Origin of the sequence: Ligilactobacillus sp. LYQ139 (assembly GCF_045033025.1) — a bacterium.
Taxonomy (GTDB): Bacteria; Bacillota; Bacilli; order Lactobacillales; family Lactobacillaceae; genus Ligilactobacillus.
Window position 1 is genome coordinate 65,190 of the sequence record NZ_JBJFZW010000004.1, and the last position, 17,473, is coordinate 82,662.

The 17,473-nt window shown below is 43.6% G+C and carries 22 protein-coding genes; 4 read left to right on the plus strand and 18 right to left on the minus strand.

Translation table 11 applies throughout. The annotated features are described in order from the left end of the window. Positions 1-16: 16 nt before the first annotated feature. Entirely contained in the window at positions 17-1,390 is a 1,374-nt protein-coding gene (locus tag ACI3E1_RS04755) for a hemolysin family protein (RefSeq protein ID WP_405024513.1), read from the minus strand. 59 nt (positions 1,391-1,449) lie between these two features. After that, on the minus strand, positions 1,450-1,920 hold the full coding sequence (locus ACI3E1_RS04760) for a hypothetical protein (RefSeq protein WP_405024514.1): 471 nt from the start codon (positions 1,918-1,920) through the stop codon (positions 1,450-1,452). Between the two features lie 154 nt (positions 1,921-2,074). Here ACI3E1_RS04760 and ACI3E1_RS04765 point away from each other — a divergent pair, with 154 nt between their 5' ends. Both ACI3E1_RS04765 and ACI3E1_RS04770 read left to right on the plus strand, forming a co-directional pair. Then, the gene (locus tag ACI3E1_RS04765; RefSeq protein ID WP_405024515.1) at positions 2,075-2,770 is read left to right on the plus strand and encodes a L,D-transpeptidase; all 696 of its coding nucleotides are present in this window, start codon (positions 2,075-2,077) and stop codon (positions 2,768-2,770) included. Between the two features lie 58 nt (positions 2,771-2,828). After that, positions 2,829-3,431: a L,D-transpeptidase gene (locus tag ACI3E1_RS04770; RefSeq protein ID WP_405024516.1), complete on the plus strand. Its 603-nt coding sequence runs from the start codon at positions 2,829-2,831 to the stop codon at positions 3,429-3,431. 140 nt (positions 3,432-3,571) lie between these two features. Here ACI3E1_RS04770 and ACI3E1_RS04775 read toward each other — a convergent pair whose 3' ends face one another. The 3 genes from ACI3E1_RS04775 to ACI3E1_RS04785 form a co-directional block, all read right to left on the minus strand. After that, positions 3,572-4,384: a L,D-transpeptidase gene (locus tag ACI3E1_RS04775; protein ID WP_405024517.1), complete on the minus strand. Its 813-nt coding sequence runs from the start codon at positions 4,382-4,384 to the stop codon at positions 3,572-3,574. A 96-nt stretch (positions 4,385-4,480) separates the two neighbouring features. After that, positions 4,481-4,621, minus strand: a complete 141-nt coding sequence (locus ACI3E1_RS04780; protein ID WP_283582288.1) for a hypothetical protein — start codon at positions 4,619-4,621, stop codon at positions 4,481-4,483. A gap of 91 nt (positions 4,622-4,712) precedes the next feature. Continuing rightward, entirely contained in the window at positions 4,713-5,324 is a 612-nt protein-coding gene (locus tag ACI3E1_RS04785) for a class A sortase (RefSeq protein WP_405024518.1), read from the minus strand. A 260-nt stretch (positions 5,325-5,584) separates the two neighbouring features. On the opposite strand from ACI3E1_RS04785, the gene ACI3E1_RS04790 reads away from it, so the two are divergent. Continuing rightward, on the plus strand, positions 5,585-5,746 hold the full coding sequence (locus ACI3E1_RS04790) for a hypothetical protein (RefSeq protein WP_405024519.1): 162 nt from the start codon (positions 5,585-5,587) through the stop codon (positions 5,744-5,746). A 71-nt stretch (positions 5,747-5,817) separates the two neighbouring features. On the opposite strand, the gene ACI3E1_RS04795 is transcribed toward ACI3E1_RS04790, so the two are convergent. The 13 genes from ACI3E1_RS04795 to glf form a co-directional block, all read right to left on the minus strand. Then, complete coding sequence (locus ACI3E1_RS04795) at positions 5,818-6,690, minus strand: DegV family protein (RefSeq protein WP_405024520.1); 873 nt, start codon at positions 6,688-6,690, stop codon at positions 5,818-5,820. Positions 6,691-6,701: 11 nt separating this feature from the next. Beyond that, on the minus strand, positions 6,702-7,055 hold the full coding sequence (locus tag ACI3E1_RS04800; protein WP_405024521.1) for a fluoride efflux transporter FluC: 354 nt from the start codon (positions 7,053-7,055) through the stop codon (positions 6,702-6,704). Beyond that, on the minus strand, positions 7,052-7,426 hold the full coding sequence (locus ACI3E1_RS04805) for a fluoride efflux transporter FluC (RefSeq protein ID WP_405024522.1): 375 nt from the start codon (positions 7,424-7,426) through the stop codon (positions 7,052-7,054). Before ACI3E1_RS04805 ends, ACI3E1_RS04800 begins: the two co-directional genes overlap by 4 nt. A gap of 30 nt (positions 7,427-7,456) precedes the next feature. Continuing rightward, a complete protein-coding gene (locus ACI3E1_RS04810) occupies positions 7,457-8,290 on the minus strand; it encodes a Cof-type HAD-IIB family hydrolase (RefSeq protein WP_405024523.1) in 834 nt (277 codons plus the stop codon). Between the two features lie 29 nt (positions 8,291-8,319). Further along, positions 8,320-9,045, minus strand: coding sequence for a TerC family protein (locus ACI3E1_RS04815; protein ID WP_405024524.1), 726 nt, complete (start codon positions 9,043-9,045; stop codon positions 8,320-8,322). 42 nt (positions 9,046-9,087) lie between these two features. Beyond that, positions 9,088-9,924 carry a YitT family protein gene (locus ACI3E1_RS04820; protein WP_405024525.1) on the minus strand — a complete coding sequence of 279 codons (837 nt, stop codon included), beginning with the start codon at positions 9,922-9,924 and terminating at the stop codon, positions 9,088-9,090. Positions 9,925-9,971: 47 nt separating this feature from the next. Beyond that, positions 9,972-10,388: a helix-turn-helix domain-containing protein gene (locus ACI3E1_RS04825; RefSeq protein WP_405024526.1), complete on the minus strand. Its 417-nt coding sequence runs from the start codon at positions 10,386-10,388 to the stop codon at positions 9,972-9,974. Then, the gene (locus ACI3E1_RS04830) at positions 10,381-11,358 is read right to left on the minus strand and encodes a glycosyltransferase family 2 protein (RefSeq protein ID WP_405024527.1); all 978 of its coding nucleotides are present in this window, start codon (positions 11,356-11,358) and stop codon (positions 10,381-10,383) included. Before ACI3E1_RS04830 ends, ACI3E1_RS04825 begins: the two co-directional genes overlap by 8 nt. A gap of 2 nt (positions 11,359-11,360) precedes the next feature. Next, positions 11,361-12,266: a beta-1,6-N-acetylglucosaminyltransferase gene (locus ACI3E1_RS04835; RefSeq protein ID WP_405024528.1), complete on the minus strand. Its 906-nt coding sequence runs from the start codon at positions 12,264-12,266 to the stop codon at positions 11,361-11,363. Between the two features lie 9 nt (positions 12,267-12,275). After that, positions 12,276-13,484: a hypothetical protein gene (locus ACI3E1_RS04840; protein WP_405024529.1), complete on the minus strand. Its 1,209-nt coding sequence runs from the start codon at positions 13,482-13,484 to the stop codon at positions 12,276-12,278. A gap of 78 nt (positions 13,485-13,562) precedes the next feature. Next, positions 13,563-14,378, minus strand: coding sequence for a DUF4422 domain-containing protein (locus ACI3E1_RS04845; RefSeq protein ID WP_405024530.1), 816 nt, complete (start codon positions 14,376-14,378; stop codon positions 13,563-13,565). Continuing rightward, positions 14,378-15,022 carry a sugar transferase gene (locus tag ACI3E1_RS04850; RefSeq protein WP_405024531.1) on the minus strand — a complete coding sequence of 215 codons (645 nt, stop codon included), beginning with the start codon at positions 15,020-15,022 and terminating at the stop codon, positions 14,378-14,380. The genes ACI3E1_RS04845 and ACI3E1_RS04850 overlap by 1 nt, the downstream gene beginning before the upstream one ends. Positions 15,023-15,126: 104 nt before the next feature. Then, positions 15,127-16,242 carry a UDP-galactopyranose mutase gene (glf, locus tag ACI3E1_RS04855; protein WP_405024532.1) on the minus strand — a complete coding sequence of 372 codons (1,116 nt, stop codon included), beginning with the start codon at positions 16,240-16,242 and terminating at the stop codon, positions 15,127-15,129. A gap of 185 nt (positions 16,243-16,427) precedes the next feature. Here glf and ACI3E1_RS04860 point away from each other — a divergent pair, with 185 nt between their 5' ends. Next, the gene (locus ACI3E1_RS04860) at positions 16,428-17,450 is read left to right on the plus strand and encodes a galactofuranosyltransferase (RefSeq protein ID WP_405024533.1); all 1,023 of its coding nucleotides are present in this window, start codon (positions 16,428-16,430) and stop codon (positions 17,448-17,450) included. The last annotated feature ends 23 nt before the right edge of the window (positions 17,451-17,473 follow it).

The following is a 17,473-nucleotide window of genomic DNA, read 5'->3' on the forward strand; positions in this document are numbered from 1 at the left end:
ACCGCCAATCTACGCATCATTTGTCTAGTGGGAGAACCGATGCATCCCCATCATCTTCGTGCACCTCATCTGCGGGGAGCCGCCGCACAGTAACCCACTCAATGAAGTTCCGCTCAAACTTCGTTACTTCCAGTTCAAATGGTCCAATCCGAACCTTTGTCCCCTGTTTAATCTGCTGGTAATTTTCAAGTAAATAGCCAGCTACCGTTACGCTTTCCGATTCCAAGAAGTCCTTACTCCGAAACTTAAAGAATCGTTCAAAGTCATACAACGTTGTCTTCCCGGATACCTGATAAGTCCCGTCGTCGTTTTTTATAATGTCTTCAGCAGAAACATCGTCAATTTCATCCTTGACGGTCCCAAAGAGTTCTTCGTAGATATCCTTGTCAGTTACGATCCCACTCGTTCCGCCATACTCATCCAGAACAACGACAATCGGGGTTTGCCGTTTAATCATCTGCTGGAGAAGCTCCTGAATCGGGGTAACTTCCGGTACACTTATGATTGTCCGTAAAAGCCGGCTAACGGGCAGTTGGGCGTCAACCTGCGCCTGCCTGATCATGTCATAGATGTAGACGTACCCAAGGATCTTGTCCTTATCATTTTGTGCAACAACTGGGAACCGGCTAAAACCATCTTGCAGGTACCGGTTAATAACCTCCTGAACAGTACTATTAATGTCAACGACTTCAAGGCTTGTCCGGTCCACCATAACGTCCTTAGCAACCTTATCATTCAAGTCAAACGCCCGTTGCATGTACACGTAGTCGTTCTTTTCAAGGGTCCCCCCCGAAACAGCATTCCGCGATAGGTTGAGAATTTCGTTTTGCGACAACGCATCCTCTTCTTTCCCAGCCGGCGGAAGCCCTAACCACTTAACAATCGTCGATGCCGAAACGTTTAATAACCATACAAACGGGTAAAATAAGACATGGAAATAATGGAGTGGCGTTACAACAAACATCATCATTTTCATCGGCTTATCGATGCTGATGTTTTTGGGAACAATCTCCGTTAACACCACTTCAAGGTACGTTAATAATAAGACACCAAGGGCTGAACTAACCGCAACGGCTGTCGTGTGGTTAACATGCGCCAGTCCTAAAAGACGACCAAAAAACGTTGCCAACCCGTCGGCACCAATCCATCCTAAGAGGATTCCCGCTAGTGAAACCCCCACTTGCGTGGTTGAAAGATACTCGTTTAGGTTAGACACCATCTGCAAGGCCATTTTAAGTTTTCGTGCACTTCCCTGCCCGCTTTCAAGCCGACTCTCCAGGGCTGTTTTCCGCACCGATACCAACGCAAATTCTGCCGCCACAAAGAAGGCAGCAAAGTAAAACACAATAAGTACAGTAACTAGGTCAATTATCGCCGGACCACCTGGCACAGGTCATTCCCCATTTCTTTTCGGGCTTTTACCCGTAAATCTTTTCTAGCCCCATTCTATCACTTTTCAGTTGCCACGTTTTTCTCAATTACCGCTTGTTTTTCAGCGAGCATTATAGTTAACTTAGCGATTACGTCGTTAGGAGCGCTTAAAACCGCCGCAACAGAAGCCACCTTATCAATTCGTAATCCCGAACGGTTGATTGCGGATGATTTAACAACCAGATACGCATTAACCGGAACACTTTCATCCGGATCATCAAAAAAATTAGCAACCTTTGTAATATTTTCAGCCGGCAAATTAATGATTCCCGTCTCTAATCGCAGTGTCACTTGCTCCCCCGCAAATTGCGTTGTCACGCTGCTTTGGACCAGTTCGTTCTTTACCACATGCTTGGTCAATCCATCAACTAAGACAGCGGCCACCCTTTCACTGCCCAACCGTGCGTACTCCTCAACACCAGCGGTGACCGTTTCTTGCGTCATTCCCGCCGTTACCTGATCGATAAACGTTGCCACCTTAATCTCCATGCTGAATCCTCCTGGGCTAGTTTAAATCATGCGGTATTCTACCCGATAATTCGGCGAAATGCAATCATTGCTGGTAAAAATTGACTTTTCTAGCCGTTCCGGCTAATTTATCTATAGTACTAAATAATAGTAAAAACGAACGGAGATTAGTAATATGAAGACCAATTTACGCAAGCCAGTTCTCCTGATTGGAGCACTCGGATTAATTATTCTTGGGGGCGGACTTCTCGGCTACGGTCTCACCCACCACCCGACACAATCGTCCCGCCCACACGTAATCGTTCATTCAACCAAGCAAACAACACACCATTCTACCCCGAGGACACCGGTCAATAAGCAACAACGGATTGCATTTCCCACTCCCAAAGACATGCGCCAACCAATTAATTGGCAGCAATCCTCAGAAACAAAGGAGTACCCGGATTTAAAGCACGTTCATAATCTTTCCTTACTAGTAAACATTAGGAAAAAACGGGTCTACGTGATGAGCAATAACCATCCAGTCTACACGATGTATGCGTCCGCCGGGACACTTACCAGCAATCCAAATAACGAAGAGCCTACTAGTAAGACGCCGAGCGGAAATTTTACTACGGGGGATAAGCAAGAACCACTTGTTAACAACCAGCAAGGTTACCACTTCAACATCGCATTTACTAACCACAACGGGACAACCTTATATTTCCGCACTGGTCCGACAAACTTAAGTGGAAACTACAACGCTAAGAAAAACAAAGCAATCGGGAAAAAGAACGTAACGGACGGGAGCATCTGGTTAACAAAAACGGACGCACAATGGTTGTACCAGAACCTTCCGGATCATACCAAAGTAACAATCGCTCTAGGGTAATCCCCAGCCCGTTAAATCAGCACATTAATAAGGGGTATCCAAAGGAGGATTAAAGAAAATGAAAAAATTTTTACCATTATTGGTGGCCGGTTGCATTGGTTTGACCATCGGCGGGAGTAGCACTTCGGTTATTACTTTAACAACACCACTTGTCCGCGCAACAACCGTCAGCCACCACATGCGGACACCAATTAACTGGCACAAACCATCCGAAACGATCGCATACCCTAACCTCGAAACCACTAAAAAGCTATGGATTAAAGTTGCACTAAAAAAGTGCAGGGTCTACATCATGTCCGGTAAAAAAGTGATTTATACAATGTATTGTTCGGGTGGGGTATACCAGCGTAATCCAAAGAACCATAAAATGGTCAGCACCACCCCAACAGGCACGTTTCACATTCAAAACGTTCGGGGAGATTCCTTCTTCAATAACAAACTTGGTGAAGGCGCTAATTACTATGTTTCATGGAAGGGAAATGGGGTTTACCTTTTTCACTCCGTTCCCACTAAAGCAAACGGCCAATACAACGTCAAGGAAGCCAAAAAGCTCGGAAAGCATCCAGGATCACACGGCTGCATTCGGTTATCCGTAGCCGATGCTAAATGGTTCCATACTGCTGTTCCAACGGGTACTAAAGTCGTAATTACCAGTGAGTAACCCGTAAAAAACAAGATAAAGTAAAAACAAGCGCAATGAAAGCAGCAAACTAAGCAAATCACGCTATGCTTTCACTACGCTTGTTTATTTTGGCTCGAATTAGAAAATTACACCTTACGCCCCAAGCTTGTTATGCAATTTTAAAATTGATTCCAGTACTGTGCAATACTATCTGATTGGTAATCGTTAACAATAATCTGGGTCCCAGGCTTAATGTTTCTACTAAGCCACTGAGCATCAGGGACAGACACATAAATAGCCCCATTATTCCGGTGGTTATGTTTTTTCGATAATTTGGTTGAACCAAAGCGCCACAAACCCCTTTTTAACGGGTGACCCTTTTGTGATAACGGAATGGACTTAATTTGTCCTTGGCTTTGCCCCGTCGAATAAATTAACCATCCGCTAGTCCCCTGATTCAATTGCGGATCAAAAAACTGCCCGCCTCTCCGGGTAATATGAGCAAAGCCAAGAACCGTCTCGTTTTGCTTTGTTCCGTTCTGATAATTTTTCCCAATTGATGCATACATTGTATACACCGGATACGGTCCTTCCATTACAAAAACTCGCTGCCGTTTAGTTGATACCAATAACCAAACGGTGTGTCGATTATCCCGATTAAGTTTTTTTCTCAAATAAGTCCGCTGGGCCGAACCCTTCTTTTTTTGTGCGCGGGCTAATATCGTCGTCTGGCGTTTCATCTCCCGAGAAACATTTGGATATGGAATTGTCATTGATGGCTGATTCCACTGGATATTTTGGCGCATTGCTTTCTTTTGAAGCCGTTTTTGATGAGCAATTCGTCGGTCAAGACGCCGGTCAAGACGCGCTTGACGAGCCATGCGAATATTATTTTCCCGGCTTGCACGGTGAACAACCACAACACTAATTCCTGTGATCAAAATCAAAACTACGGTTATCGTCCATGCCAGAACGTGCTTCTCTTTTTTCATTATCTTTCTCCACCGTCCAGTTAAGATTCCTAACTAAATCGGGGTCATGACCACCGTCACGACCCCGCCTTAGTAATTACGTCATTAAAATAAATATTACTTAGCAGCTTTATCAGCCTCTTCACGTTCCTTTAAGAAGTCTAAAACTGCCAGGTGCTCCTTCCGCCGCTTCTTAACATTCTTTGAGTTAACCGGGCGCCGGTCATTAGCAGCACCGATATGATTATTGTGTGCCATGAGCTTAACCTCCCCTCACACTGTCTATGCTTGATTCATTTTACCTGGTTTAGGGGGATTTTTCAAGGCTATATTCTAATAGCCGTTTGTATTAATACCCTAAATGCATCTTCAATAAAGACTCAAATATATTTGATTGATGAGCAAATACTTTTAATGTTTTATTATTAGCAGGTTCCTCTTTAATCAACCTTCCCTTAACAACAATTCTCTTCGTTTCTCCCGGATGCCAAGTCCGACAAGTAACAAGTGTACATATTTTTTCGCCGGAAACTGCACGCAAAACACCAATATTATCTTCATTAACAATCTTTTTTAAGTACGTTTTATAAATATAAACGTGTTCTCCATCTGTTAAGTAAATCCAACTCTTAAGCTTTATCTTCCCCAATGAGGAAAAAAGAAGGTGCTTATTAGGAACGTGATGGCTTGCGAGTGCATAGTTCCCTTCACCCATTTTCTGTGTTGGGCTTAACGTTCCAGCTCCTTTAAGCAAAACATAATTTGAAACGCCATAATAAATCGGTAAATGGATATCATCTGATGGAATTGCAATCTTCCCAATTACGCTTGGGTTTGACCGCATTGCTTTCAACATATTACTAATATTTGCAGCTTCAACCCCACTATAATTAAACGTTGCATGCTTCTTATCCGTCGCGGTTACACGCTCAATTTTTTGGTCCGCAGCGTGGTTACTCATAATTCCGATTCCTAATTCCTTTAACTGTTCGTTAAATACAAGAGCCAACCCTACTACTACAAGCACGACTACCAGTATCCACCGTAACCATTTTCTTAATTTTCGCACATCGATTCATCTACCTTTAGCTCAAATTAATTACTTATCGCCAGTATACCGCGTCAGATACCGAACCGCAATTTTCACGGTTGAAATCGATTGCAAAAAAATACTAATTCTGATAAATTAAAGTTGATTATGAGCCAGTGGAGGTGGCAGTTATGAACGATGCTGACAGTTTTTCATCGCAAATGTTCCAGTATTTCCCAGGAAATTATAATAAACAAACCGATGAACTCTCACTTGAAGGGGTAAGCCCCGAAGTACTTGATACTCTCCAAGCAATGATGGAATTCGCTGCCGTCTCCCCAACATTACGTTAATGAGTTAACTACAAGAGTACGACAAGAAGAAAAAGCGGGCGTGAAGACATTACGCCCTTTTTTTAATTAACTTACATCTGCTGATAGTCCGGCCCGCATCCAACCACAATACTATCCGTTCCAAGATAAACCGCCAACGCTGGCCCCATTGGTGCACTGGAAAGCTGACACAACGGGAACTCTTCCTTAAAGAACCCCATGCGAGCAAAGCGATTGGCTTCGTCGCCACACGTCATCACGGTAATCCGCAGCTGTGCGCCAAACCGATCATACCACGGAATTATCCGGTCACAGATTGCCTGGTTCGCTCGCTTAATCCGCGACTTAGTTTCAACTGCGGTAATCTTTCCTGCCTGATTAAACGTTAACACCGTCTTCAACCGCCGAAGCTTATTTCCAACTACCGTTGCGCCGTTTGAAATATACCCCATCTGGGCTAATTGACTCATCCGATCAACAATCATCAAAGTTTGACTCTGATCACGCATTGTTATTAGCCGCGCCATTACTTGAGGCAAAGCCCGCCCTTGTTCAAGTAACCGTAACGCATACCGAACATACTGTTGCTCAGGGAGGCCCGCCGTATTCGTATCGAAAATGTGAAAAGTTAATTCTGGCAATTGGGAAACGCACGCCTGAACATTAGCCCCCAAACTATTAATTCCCCCAGCAAGATGAATAACTAAAACATCAGTAATTCCTTCGTTTTGAAGCGCCCGAAAGACACCCACAAGTCGCTCACGGGGAATGGGCGTTGGCGTTGGCACGGTTTCGGCATCCATGGATGCTACTATTTGCTGGTAGTTTAAGTCAATCCCCTCCCAACAAACATGCTGGCCGACCTGGAAAGGAAGTGGTAACACCGTTATATCAAGTTCCTTTGCTTCACGTACCGTAAATCCCGCTGCACTATCAGTTACAAGCGCACATTTCACTTTTGTCACCCATCCATTCGTTAAAACTGTCCGTTACCAACCATCATTCCAAGAAACCCGCAAATAAAACCACAAGTACTCATCAAAAAATACCCCAAGCCCGCTACGTAGCGTCTACTATGTAACAATCCAAACAGTTCCGTTTGGAAGGTTGAAAAGGTAGTGTATCCCCCCAGTACTCCTGTTCCGAAGAAGGCATACCAACCTGTTTTCAAACCCCGACCAACAAGAATTCCTAATAAAAATGCCCCCGATAAGTTCAATAACAGGGTCGCCCACGGAAAGTGATCCCACCCATGAGACCGGAAAAAAGTTGTTACCCCGAACCGCAAAAGAGCACCAAGCGCTGCTCCCAAACCGACCGTAATAATCACAGGTGTTCACCTCCAACCATTCGGGCCAGAAGATACCCCGCCGTTACACACAAAAAACCACCTAACAAACTCAGCACGACGTAAACTCCCATCGCTCCTTTTAAATGCGTTCCCATCAATTTAAGGGCATCAATAACGTACGAAGAAAACGTTGTAAAAGCCCCGATAAACCCCGTTCCTAACCCAAGCGATAACCACTCCGGAAACGAAATTCGCGTTAAGATAGCATAGGTTAAAAATGATAGTGCAAAACATCCTACCAGGTTTGCCGTTACATCACCCCACAGTCCCCATAAAAGGCCGCAAAGATACCGGGCAGCGCCTCCCAAAAAGGCACCTCCCGCCACCGCTAAGCAGTTTTTCCAGTTCACGCTTTACTCTTCCTCTCCATTCTCAATAACTTAACTATGGCGATCATCATTCAAAATGAACCGTTCAATTACCTCTCCGACCGCACCAGCATCATTATCCGCCATGGTTACGTAGTCAGCAACCTGCTTAACATCATCCCGGCCGTTCGCAACACAGACTCCTAATCCCGCAGTTTTTAACATCGCCACGTCATTTAAATTATCACCAATTGCAACAATCTCTCCCGGCTTAACTCCCAAATACCGTCCTAAAGCAACAGCCGCCTGTCCCTTATCCGCTCCCGGCGCATTCACCTCCACGTACATATCCGACGAAAAGGTAATATTGAGCGGCTCGTGAATTGTTTCAGTGATCACCCTTCGGAAAGTGCGCCTTTCCTGCTCATCAGCAAGATAAAAAATAATTTTCATAATCGGCGTTGTCTTTAAAAAGGATAGTGTCCCCGTAGCCTCTTCATAAATAACCTTCCGCTGATTAAGGTAATTCTGATCAGCCGCCGTCATATTCCACACATATAATTGATCTGCAGTGTAAACGTGGGTATCCAATCCTCTACTCTGCGCGAGGTTGAAGAGTTGCACAACGGTTGTGTACGATAAGCCGTTCGTAATGATGGGGTGTAGTAGGTCAATATTTGAAAATACCGCCGCTCCATTATACGAAATAACGTACTCATCCTTTAGCATGGCTAAACCTAAGGTATCCAACACATAACCTAATGATCGCGCCGCCCGCCCCGTATTGGGAACGAACTTAACGCCTTGCTCATACGCAGCCTTAATTGCCGCAACATTACGCACCGGAATTTGCGCATCACTTCCAAGCAGTGTCTCATCCATATCACATACAATTAACCGGTACACCTAAAACTCCCCCTAAATCCATTCACCCATTACCTATTCCGTATCCGGTGAACAACCAACGTAACAACGACTGCCACTACAACGATTCCTCCAAAAAGGGGCGCTGGAATTTCAATTCCAATTTGTGGAATTGTTAAGAACAACTTAATCCCGATAACAATAATGAGAGCGTATGCCATCACTTCCAGCTCAGGGACTAATTCCATTAACCGCATAATTACTTCAGCGATCCCCCGCATCGCAAGAATTCCAATCATTCCGCCAATCAAAACAATCACGGGATTCGGTGAAATCGCTAATGACGCTAAAATTGAATCAACAGAAAATACTAGGTCCATTAATTCAATCGAAATAATTACCGACCAAAAGAGCGGTAACAGCCGGCGCCGCGGCCGATTCTGTTTTTTATGACTGGGACGGGCCATATGATAAAAATGACTCCCCGCGAGGTAGAGGAGATACCCTGCACCAAGTACCTTAATCTCCCAAAAATTAATCAGGTACGCGCCAATACCAATCAAAATAAACCGAAATAGGTATGCACCGCCTAAACCGTAGAACAGCGATTTTTCCTGCTCCTTTTTTGTCGGTAGCTTTCTTGTCTGAGCTGCTAATACAATAGCATTATCCACTGATAAGAGACATTCAATAACAACTAACGACAAAATCGTTAGCCAATCCTGCGCTGAACTGATCACCGTAACCCAATTATGAAGATCAAAAAAGGGACCATAAAGGTGCTCTAAAAGTGACAATCACATCTTCCTTTCGTCTTAAGTTACCATTATTTTAGCATATCACCGAAACAGTTGAAGAATATCACCGGTAAACGTACTCCGGACAACTTGTAAGGTTACAAACGCATGAGGATCAATGGTAGTGATTAACGCCATTACTTGAGTTAAATCCTGCCGTTCACACACGCAGTAAATCACCTGTTTACGTTGCCCGCTCTTATAGCCATGACCATCTAAAAGGGTTACCCCCCGGTGGGTCTGGTGGTTCAACGCCCCCGCTAACTTATCCGCCTGATCCGAAACAATCATTACGCAGCGTTTTTCAACAAGTTGCGCCAATACCCGGTTAAGGACAACCGCTGAAACGTACAGTTCTATGATGGTAAGAAGCATGTTTTCCCCACCAATCACCAGTACCGACGGAAGGGCTACTGCCAAATCAAAGAACAGCATTGCATTCCCCGTTGCAACCCCCAAATACCGATTACAAATCCGCGCTAAAATCGTACTACCCGCAATTGTTCCGTCCCCCTGCATAATTATGCCAATGGCAATTCCCATTAAGACACCACCAACCAACGCCGCAACGAGTGGTTCACGGAGTGGTAGCCGGACGTCATGAAAAACACGCAAAGCAACTGTCATTACTGCGATTGCGTAACAAGTCCACCCGACAGTTTGCTGATCAAGGAAGCGCCACCCCACAATTAGGAGCACACCATTCAACACAAAATTCGTTAAACTAGGAGCAATATGGAATAAATAGTATCCCAACGTCATTAACCCAGAAACCCCGCCCTCACCAATATGATTAGCAAGCAATAAACAGTCCATTGCGATGGCATACAGGATCCCTCCGGCCGTAATTAAACAAACGTTCTTTATCCAGTGCTTCATTTTATCCCCCATAATAAAAATACCGACACTCCCGCGCCGGCAAAATTCTATTCAAGTGGTAACGTCACTTCATCCGATGATTGCCTCTTCCCTCGGTCATTCCGCCCGTGAAGGTACCCCTTAATAAGGGCATACACCTCCGTCCGCTCCTTTACCGTTAACGCGTGTCCGTTAAAATGCAACTGAGTTTCACCGACAAACAGATCCTCTAATTCAACGGTTGTTGGCTGGTAACCACTTAGGTAATCAACGGAAACACCAAAAAAGGTTGCCAATTTACGGACTTCAAGGTATGACGGGGTATTAGTCCCCCGTTCCCAGCTTCCAATTTGTGGACCGGTATTAGGGTGGCCATCATCAATATCCCGATTTAACTGTGTTGCCAACGCAGGCAAGGATAACCCGCGCCCCTTCCGCAACGCCCGTAAACGCTCTGGAAACATCCAATCACCCCGTTTAATCATTACTTCGTTTTATCCTGTATAGTTTATGGTACACTCCCGAAAACGTTTTAATCAAGATGAAAGAGGCCGCGTATTTCCGGGGTAACTGCTTAAGAACCCCCAATTTTAACGGTAATTTCCGTAACTTCTTTTTGGTATCACGACTCATCCATTGATTACTTAACCTTAACTGATGGTGAATAAAATGAAGCGCTATTCGAAAATAAAACGCAGTCCAAACATCAGAAGGGAGGGTTATTCCCACCTGTCTCATCAGCTCCTGAACAGCCGTAACATACCACTCAAATTTTTCACCAAGATGCTGGTCATACGTATACGTTGTTGAGCCTTCATGTTTGTATAAATCATACAATGGCTGCTTAACCCACTTGATTTGTTGAGGGGTACAATGTGTCAAGTACTGGAGGACAAAAAATGAATCCTCATAGAAGTTTTTCCCCTGAAATTTAATCCCATTTTGAGCAATTATATCCGTCCGAAAGAGTTTATTCCACAAGCCAGCATCCATTTCCTGGTTACGACACAAAAAACGGGTAACCAAATCAAGCTGGGTTGTCGCCTGCTGAAGTGTACTGGTTATTTCACATTCCGCATGACTAGGGAAAATTTTTTTAATTCCACAAACTGCTAACAGTTGGTCACCGATTACCGTTGCCAATCGATCCAACATCCCCCGCTCAATTTGATCATCACTATCAATAAAGATAACGTGGCTCGCCCCATCGCTAATAGCTTGAACAAGGCCTTTTTGACGAGCAATCGCCTGGCCTTGAGAGTCCTGTTGAAACAGGTGAACGTTTGCTAACTGACCGTACAATTTTTTCATTGTTTCCGCCGATTGGTCCGTTGAGCCATCATCAACCAGGTAAATATCCCCCTGTTGCATACACTTCTCGGCTAATATCCCATCGACACACCGCTGAATGTTAGCAGCCGCGTTATACACCGGAATGATTACAGCAATGTTCACTATTAGCCCTCCTTTATTAATGACAGTAAATATTGAACTGGTTCCGTATTAACACGAACATCAAACTTTCGGGCAAATAACGCATCCGGTTGCCGCTCATATTCTTTTAAATCCGTAACTGTCACCAACGTCGGATTATGATCTTGCCATTTATACCGCCGAAGAATGGCGTCGCGATAGTCGCTATGCCGGTACACTCGCTTATAAAATGGAGAATTATACAGCCACGTAGCAACAAACACTTCGTCAACGCAGTAACCATACCTGCAAAACCGGAGAATTGCTTCTCGCTGTTCATTTAGGTACATTGCAAAATCCGTTGGTATACTAAACCAGTTTGCTCCGCTTTTAATCGCTAAGTTACTATTCCTCGTTCGTGAGACTCCTAGGTAATGCTGTAGCAGTGCTATCCCAAAATCAACATACTTTAACCCGCGACGCCCCTTAATAAAAGACCGGCCTTTCCCCACATATTTTTGAAACGGATGAAAAACATCATACCGTAATCTAAACCGTAGTGGATCCTCATCATGCTTCTCATCGTTGCAGTCAACAAAGATTTGTCCCTCATGTTTTTCAAAAAAGTCCATGATCCCATCCATTGGCTTGATCGGCAAATCCTGGCCAGACAACAAGTGGAAATAGTCATATTCCCCTCGATGTAATGCTTCCTGTAACAGATTCATTTCAGCCCAAACTTGCGTATAGTCGCCCCACGTCACCTTAATTCGTGGAATAAATATCACCCGCGATTGTTGGCACGCTCCAGCAAAGGCTGCCTCATTAAAAGTGATGTCTGCCTTATCAACATGAACGTATATATCACAATCCTTATGATCCAACAATTGAAGGAGAATTCGGAGTTGTTCATGATGTTGGTATGCGGTAATTAAAAAAGCATGTTTCATATTGATTTCCTATTCTTTATTAGTCACTAAATTCTGTTTGTTTACCGTAAAGTATGTGATATTTGCCATCGTTACTAAGAAAATAAAATCAAATGACAACTCCGGTAAGTGCTGATCGATAATCGAACTGATAACCGTTAAGAACATTACAATCACTAACGGATAAGCTTGCGCCTTAACTAACCGCTTCGTCACAAAAGTAATTAATACCAATAACAGCATAAACGTCACTGCCCCATTTTTCAAAAGGGCAATTAGGTAACTCGAATCAATAAAGAAGTAATGAACGATGTGTGGATGAAAGCCACCGTTTCCCTGCTCGGCAATGTACTGGCCAAAGAGGTTAACGGAATAATTTTTAAATGCAATGTGCCCTTCAACAAGGCGGCCAGATAATAAATGATTAACGGCAGCTAATACCCGGTTATTCGGGTTAAACACTAATGACATCAGAAAAATACTCAATATTCCAAGGCTTTGAATTATAAGTAATCCCCAACTGCCTAGCCAGTTAATTAATTGAACGGTTTGTTTGTAGAAGACAACTGTTCCTAACAACATTAACATCAGCAGAATATCCAGCCGTGCTCCCGTAACAATCCCTGTCCATAAAATAACCACAAACAGTGAAATCTTTTCGGGCAAAGTTACCTGAAAACGACGTAAAGCAACGTAGGCCATGCATAAGTAGAAAATCCGCGCAGCAAAATCTGTCGTGTAATTCATTCCCATTGCAAACCGCAGATTTGTTCCTAGTCCCCGAGTGACGGTCACGTTTGGAAAACTTCCCAGAACAGCACCAACAACCGAAACCAATAACAGAATTCCAACCATTCCTAAAAAGACCTGGATAATCTTCTTAAAATCGATTTTCCGCGCGGCGTAAATGAAGATTAAGTACGCAATAAACGTGTTGGTGCGCGCAAATCGGCTCCCCACCCACACAATAATCGCTGTCGTTATAAATAATGCAGGTTCTTTCCAGTCATCAAAGCGGTCAAAAAACACTATCTTCAGTAATGCACAAACCATTAAGAACTTTTCTACATCATAGAAAATTCCCCACATCGCCTGTTGGTGAAAGTGGGTAAACCATAACGAGTCAGACAAAAACTGAGTTATTAAAAAGACTGCCAGAATAAAGAGATAAACCTTTTCACCTGCTCGTTGATGACGCTCTGCAAATCGCTCCCGGTAATCCATTAACTGTGTAAACACAATTCACCCTCCTAACACAAAACGGAGATTGTAAGCTTACCACCTACAACCCCCATTCAATCAATATTCACATTAATTTCATTTATCACGTTGGTCTTTATTAGCCAACGCCGGGTGATTATCATAATCTGGCTTAACCGTCCGCCAAAAGAACCGGGCCAGCTTCCGCCCCCAGTGTTGGTTTCCCATAAACATTACCGGAAGCTCCCGGTAATGGATATGGTTTTTATTAACCCACACGTCAAGCAATAATTCACTGATGAAGCCGAAAATTCGTTGCTCATATTGGTTATAGTCTGAAATATCCACCCGCTGCTCAACAGTTGTTAACACATCCATCAACCAGTCAGTATACGCCTCAAAGAGTGCTCCCCGAGCAATCAACATGTTAAACATGTGACCCTTCTTTTCTTGCATATGCTGGTCAAAGAACGGCACATAATCAGGATACTTTTCTTGCAAGACTTGTCTGGTAACAACTAACCCTTCAATATGATGGGCTTTTTGATAATGCTGCCACATATTTTCAATGTAATAATTTCGTTTGCGAGGGAGAATCATATCAGTTTCCCTCATTAAGTGCATTAACGTTGGGGTGTCTAAAACATGCTGCCACTTTTGGTTAACGGAACTAAAGAAATACGTTCGCCCCGTTGAAAATAATCGCCGGTAATGAACCAACCCTTTAATATCCGCTTGCCTGTTATACGCCCCCCAGTACTGTGCGGTTAACTCACAGTACGATGCGTTTTTATCAGCAATATTATCTCCCGTATTATCCCGCTGAAAGCCTTGAAAAGACTGACCGACATTTCCAACCTGAACCGGCACATACATCAGATCTTCGGGCATTCGGGCTTGCTTATGGCTAACAACATAAATCTCCGTCTTCACTACGCTGCCCCCTCACCGTTTAGGACCGCCGAAAACGTCTTAAACAGGATTTTAATATCTAACCAAATACCTTGATGATCAACGTAGTAGGCGTCGTAGTACATCCGTTGCTTGAATGTTAAATTATTCCGCCCTGATGCTTGCCACATCCCAGTTAATCCCGGAAGAACTGATTCATATTTTGCCCGTTGTTTAGGGCCGTACTGTTCAAGCTCAACTTCTGTAATTGGCCGCGGGCCCACAAAGCTCATCTGACCAATTAAAATATTCCACAACTGCGGTAACTCATCGAGGCTAGAATTCCGGAGAAAATTACCAATTCGGGTAATCCGCGGGTCATCTTTCAATTTATGGTACTTTGCAAATTCTGCCCGCTGTTCAGGAGTAAAGCGAATCATCATTTCGGCGGAATCAATCCGCATGGACCGAAACTTCAAACAGTCAAACGGGCGCCCGCCTTTGCCAATTCGCCGGTGCCGGTATAGTGCCGGCCCGTGATCCTCATAATGAATTAATAATGCTACTATCAGAAAAACCGGGCTTAATAATACCAACATCAGTGCACTAATAGTAATATCAAAACAACGCTTCATAATCCGATAAATAACGGATGGTCGATGTTGGCGCATTCTCCCATTTCCCATCTTCAAAATCTCCATCTTAAACTAACATGTAAACCGTGAACCTTTATTTTAGTTCACGGCCATACATCTTATTATATCAAGCAAATGGCACTCCGCCAACCAACTTATTCACCAAACTCCCGGGCAACCGTTTCTAACGCTGCCGCCAAAACTTGATCCATGTTATAGTACCGGTACTGTCCAAGCCGGCCACCAAAGATTACGTTTTCTGCTTCCTTAGCCGCTAATTCTTGGTACTGCTTGTATAATGCGTTATTTTGATCGTCATTAACCGGGTAGTACGGCTCATCGCCTCGTTGCCAGTCATGCGGGTATTCACGGGTAATCACGGTCTTCCCTTTATCCCCTGCGCCAAATTCAAAGTGCTTGTGTTCAATAATTCGCGTGTATGGCGTTTCGGCATCCGTGTAATTGACTACTGCATTTCCTTGATGATTATCCTCATCCAGAACTTCCGTCTCAAACCGCAGGCTCCGGTATTCCAATTCACCTAACCGGTAGTCAAAGAACTGGTCAATCATCCCGGTAAAGACAATCCGGTCGTAATCACGGAGATACTCATCCCGTTTATCAAAGAAATCAACGCCCGTTTCAACGCTAATCCGATCATCCGCCAGCATTTTCTCAACAATTTGGGTATACCCGCCAACCGGAATCCCTTGGTAGGTATCATTAAAGTAGTTGTTATCGTACGTGAACCGGACCGGCAACCGCTTAATGATGAACGGTGGCAACTCGGTCGCTTTCCGCCCCCACTGTTTTTCGGTATAACCCTTTACCAGTTTTTGGTAGATATCAGTTCCTACTAAGGAAATCGCCTGCTCCTCAAGGTTCTCAGGCGTCTTCCCCTTCAAAACGGCCCGCTGCTCCTCGATTTTAGTTTGCGCTTCCTTGGGGGTTACCACTCCCCATAATTTATTAAAGGTGTTCATATTAAACGGCATGTTGTAAATTTCACCGTTATAATTAGCAATCGGCGCATTAGTATAACGATTAAATTCCGCAAACTGGTTAACATACTCCCAAATCCGCTTATTTGAAGTATGAAAGATGTGTGCCCCGTACTGGTGAACATTAATGCCAGCAATCTTTTTTGTATAAACGTTCCCAGCAATGTGATCCCGTTTCTCGATTACGTGCACTTCATGGCCCCGCTTGGCTGCCTCATAAGCAAAGGTTGCGCCAAACAGACCAGCACCAACAACTAGATATTTTGTCATTATAATTCTCCTATCAATTCAATTAACGAATAACGTCCCTTTTAATACGACCATACTATCACTTTATTCATTCCAAACAAAATCGACTATTGCATAGTAAACAGTGACTCTCTGTAATAAAATAATGAAGAACTGTCTAAGTTACATATCATTATTTATAATCAACCTATGGAGGATAACTATTTATGGTTAAATTACTTGTCACCATCCAAGAACAAGCCAACCAAAAAAACACCGCTGGCCCCAAGGCAAAAGATGACATTATTACGATTGCCCAAAGTATGGGCTACGAATCGCTCCTTATTGCTAATCCTCAGGGTAAACGAGCACGTTTAAATTACCTTTATAAAGCCATTACGGGGCAATTAAAAAACGTTTACCAACGTCATCCAGATCAAATTATTTTTCAATATTCCGGATATAACCGGTTTACTAGCTACATCGCCCTCCATGAACTCAGAAAATACAATAGGCACGTTCCGTTTTATCTATTTGTTCATGATGTTAAAACTCTTCGGACAAATACCCCGGATAACCTAAACGCTGGTAATTTCAACCGCAATGAAATTAAGTTATTCAATCGCTACGCCGGTTTGATTGTCCATAACGATCAAATGAAAGCATGGCTTCGCGACCACGGGGTAATCGTCCCGATGATTTCACTGGAAATTTTTGATTACCTTAATCCCCAGCCAATTAACCAAATGACTAATTTCGATAAGAACGTTAACTTTGCGGGAAATCTTTACAAGCCTGTTTTCTTAACAAAGCTTTCTACCAGAACAAAATTTATTGTTTATGGAATTAATCCCCTTAAATACGGCCCATCAGTTAATTACCGCGGAAGTAAAACGCCAACCGAAATCCCTCGTTTCTTAACGGAAAACTTTGGACTTGTATGGGATGGCGATTCACTTGATGAATGTTCGGGAATCGATGGTAATTATATGCGCTATAATAACCCACATAAAACTTCACTGTATCTCAGCTCTGGAATTCCAGTAATTACGTGGCGGAAGGCCGCAATTACTGACTTTATTACAACCAATCATGTAGGGATTGTTGTTGATAGTCTGAGAGATATCGATAACATTCTCGCCAATGTGACGAAGGAACAGTACACTCATATGAAGCAAAATGCAGAGCAGCTAGCCGAACGCCTTCGCAATGGTTACTACACTAAAAAGGCTCTATCTCAACTTAAATAATTACAATGCATTAAATTAATAAG

What these genes read in the sequence shown, in the direction of transcription:
- ACI3E1_RS04770 (WP_405024516.1), top strand. Translation starts at nt 2,829, where the DNA reads ATGAAAAAATTTTTACCATTATTGGTGGCCGGTTGCATTGGTTTGACC.
- ACI3E1_RS04835 (WP_405024528.1), bottom strand. Translation starts at nt 12,266, where the DNA reads ATGAAACATGCTTTTTTAATTACCGCATACCAACATCATGAACAACTC.
- ACI3E1_RS04820 (WP_405024525.1), bottom strand. Translation starts at nt 9,924, where the DNA reads ATGAAGCACTGGATAAAGAACGTTTGTTTAATTACGGCCGGAGGGATC.
- glf (WP_405024532.1), bottom strand. Translation starts at nt 16,242, where the DNA reads ATGACAAAATATCTAGTTGTTGGTGCTGGTCTGTTTGGCGCAACCTTT.
- ACI3E1_RS04765 (WP_405024515.1), top strand. Translation starts at nt 2,075, where the DNA reads ATGAAGACCAATTTACGCAAGCCAGTTCTCCTGATTGGAGCACTCGGA.
- ACI3E1_RS04760 (WP_405024514.1), bottom strand. Translation starts at nt 1,920, where the DNA reads ATGGAGATTAAGGTGGCAACGTTTATCGATCAGGTAACGGCGGGAATG.
- ACI3E1_RS04825 (WP_405024526.1), bottom strand. Translation starts at nt 10,388, where the DNA reads ATGATTAAACGGGGTGATTGGATGTTTCCAGAGCGTTTACGGGCGTTG.
- ACI3E1_RS04785 (WP_405024518.1), bottom strand. Translation starts at nt 5,324, where the DNA reads ATGAGTAACCACGCTGCGGACCAAAAAATTGAGCGTGTAACCGCGACG.
- ACI3E1_RS04860 (WP_405024533.1), top strand. Translation starts at nt 16,428, where the DNA reads ATGGTTAAATTACTTGTCACCATCCAAGAACAAGCCAACCAAAAAAAC.
- ACI3E1_RS04780 (WP_283582288.1), bottom strand. Translation starts at nt 4,621, where the DNA reads ATGGCACACAATAATCATATCGGTGCTGCTAATGACCGGCGCCCGGTT.
- ACI3E1_RS04790 (WP_405024519.1), top strand. Translation starts at nt 5,585, where the DNA reads ATGAACGATGCTGACAGTTTTTCATCGCAAATGTTCCAGTATTTCCCA.
- ACI3E1_RS04775 (WP_405024517.1), bottom strand. Translation starts at nt 4,384, where the DNA reads ATGAAAAAAGAGAAGCACGTTCTGGCATGGACGATAACCGTAGTTTTG.
- ACI3E1_RS04850 (WP_405024531.1), bottom strand. Translation starts at nt 15,022, where the DNA reads ATGGGAAATGGGAGAATGCGCCAACATCGACCATCCGTTATTTATCGG.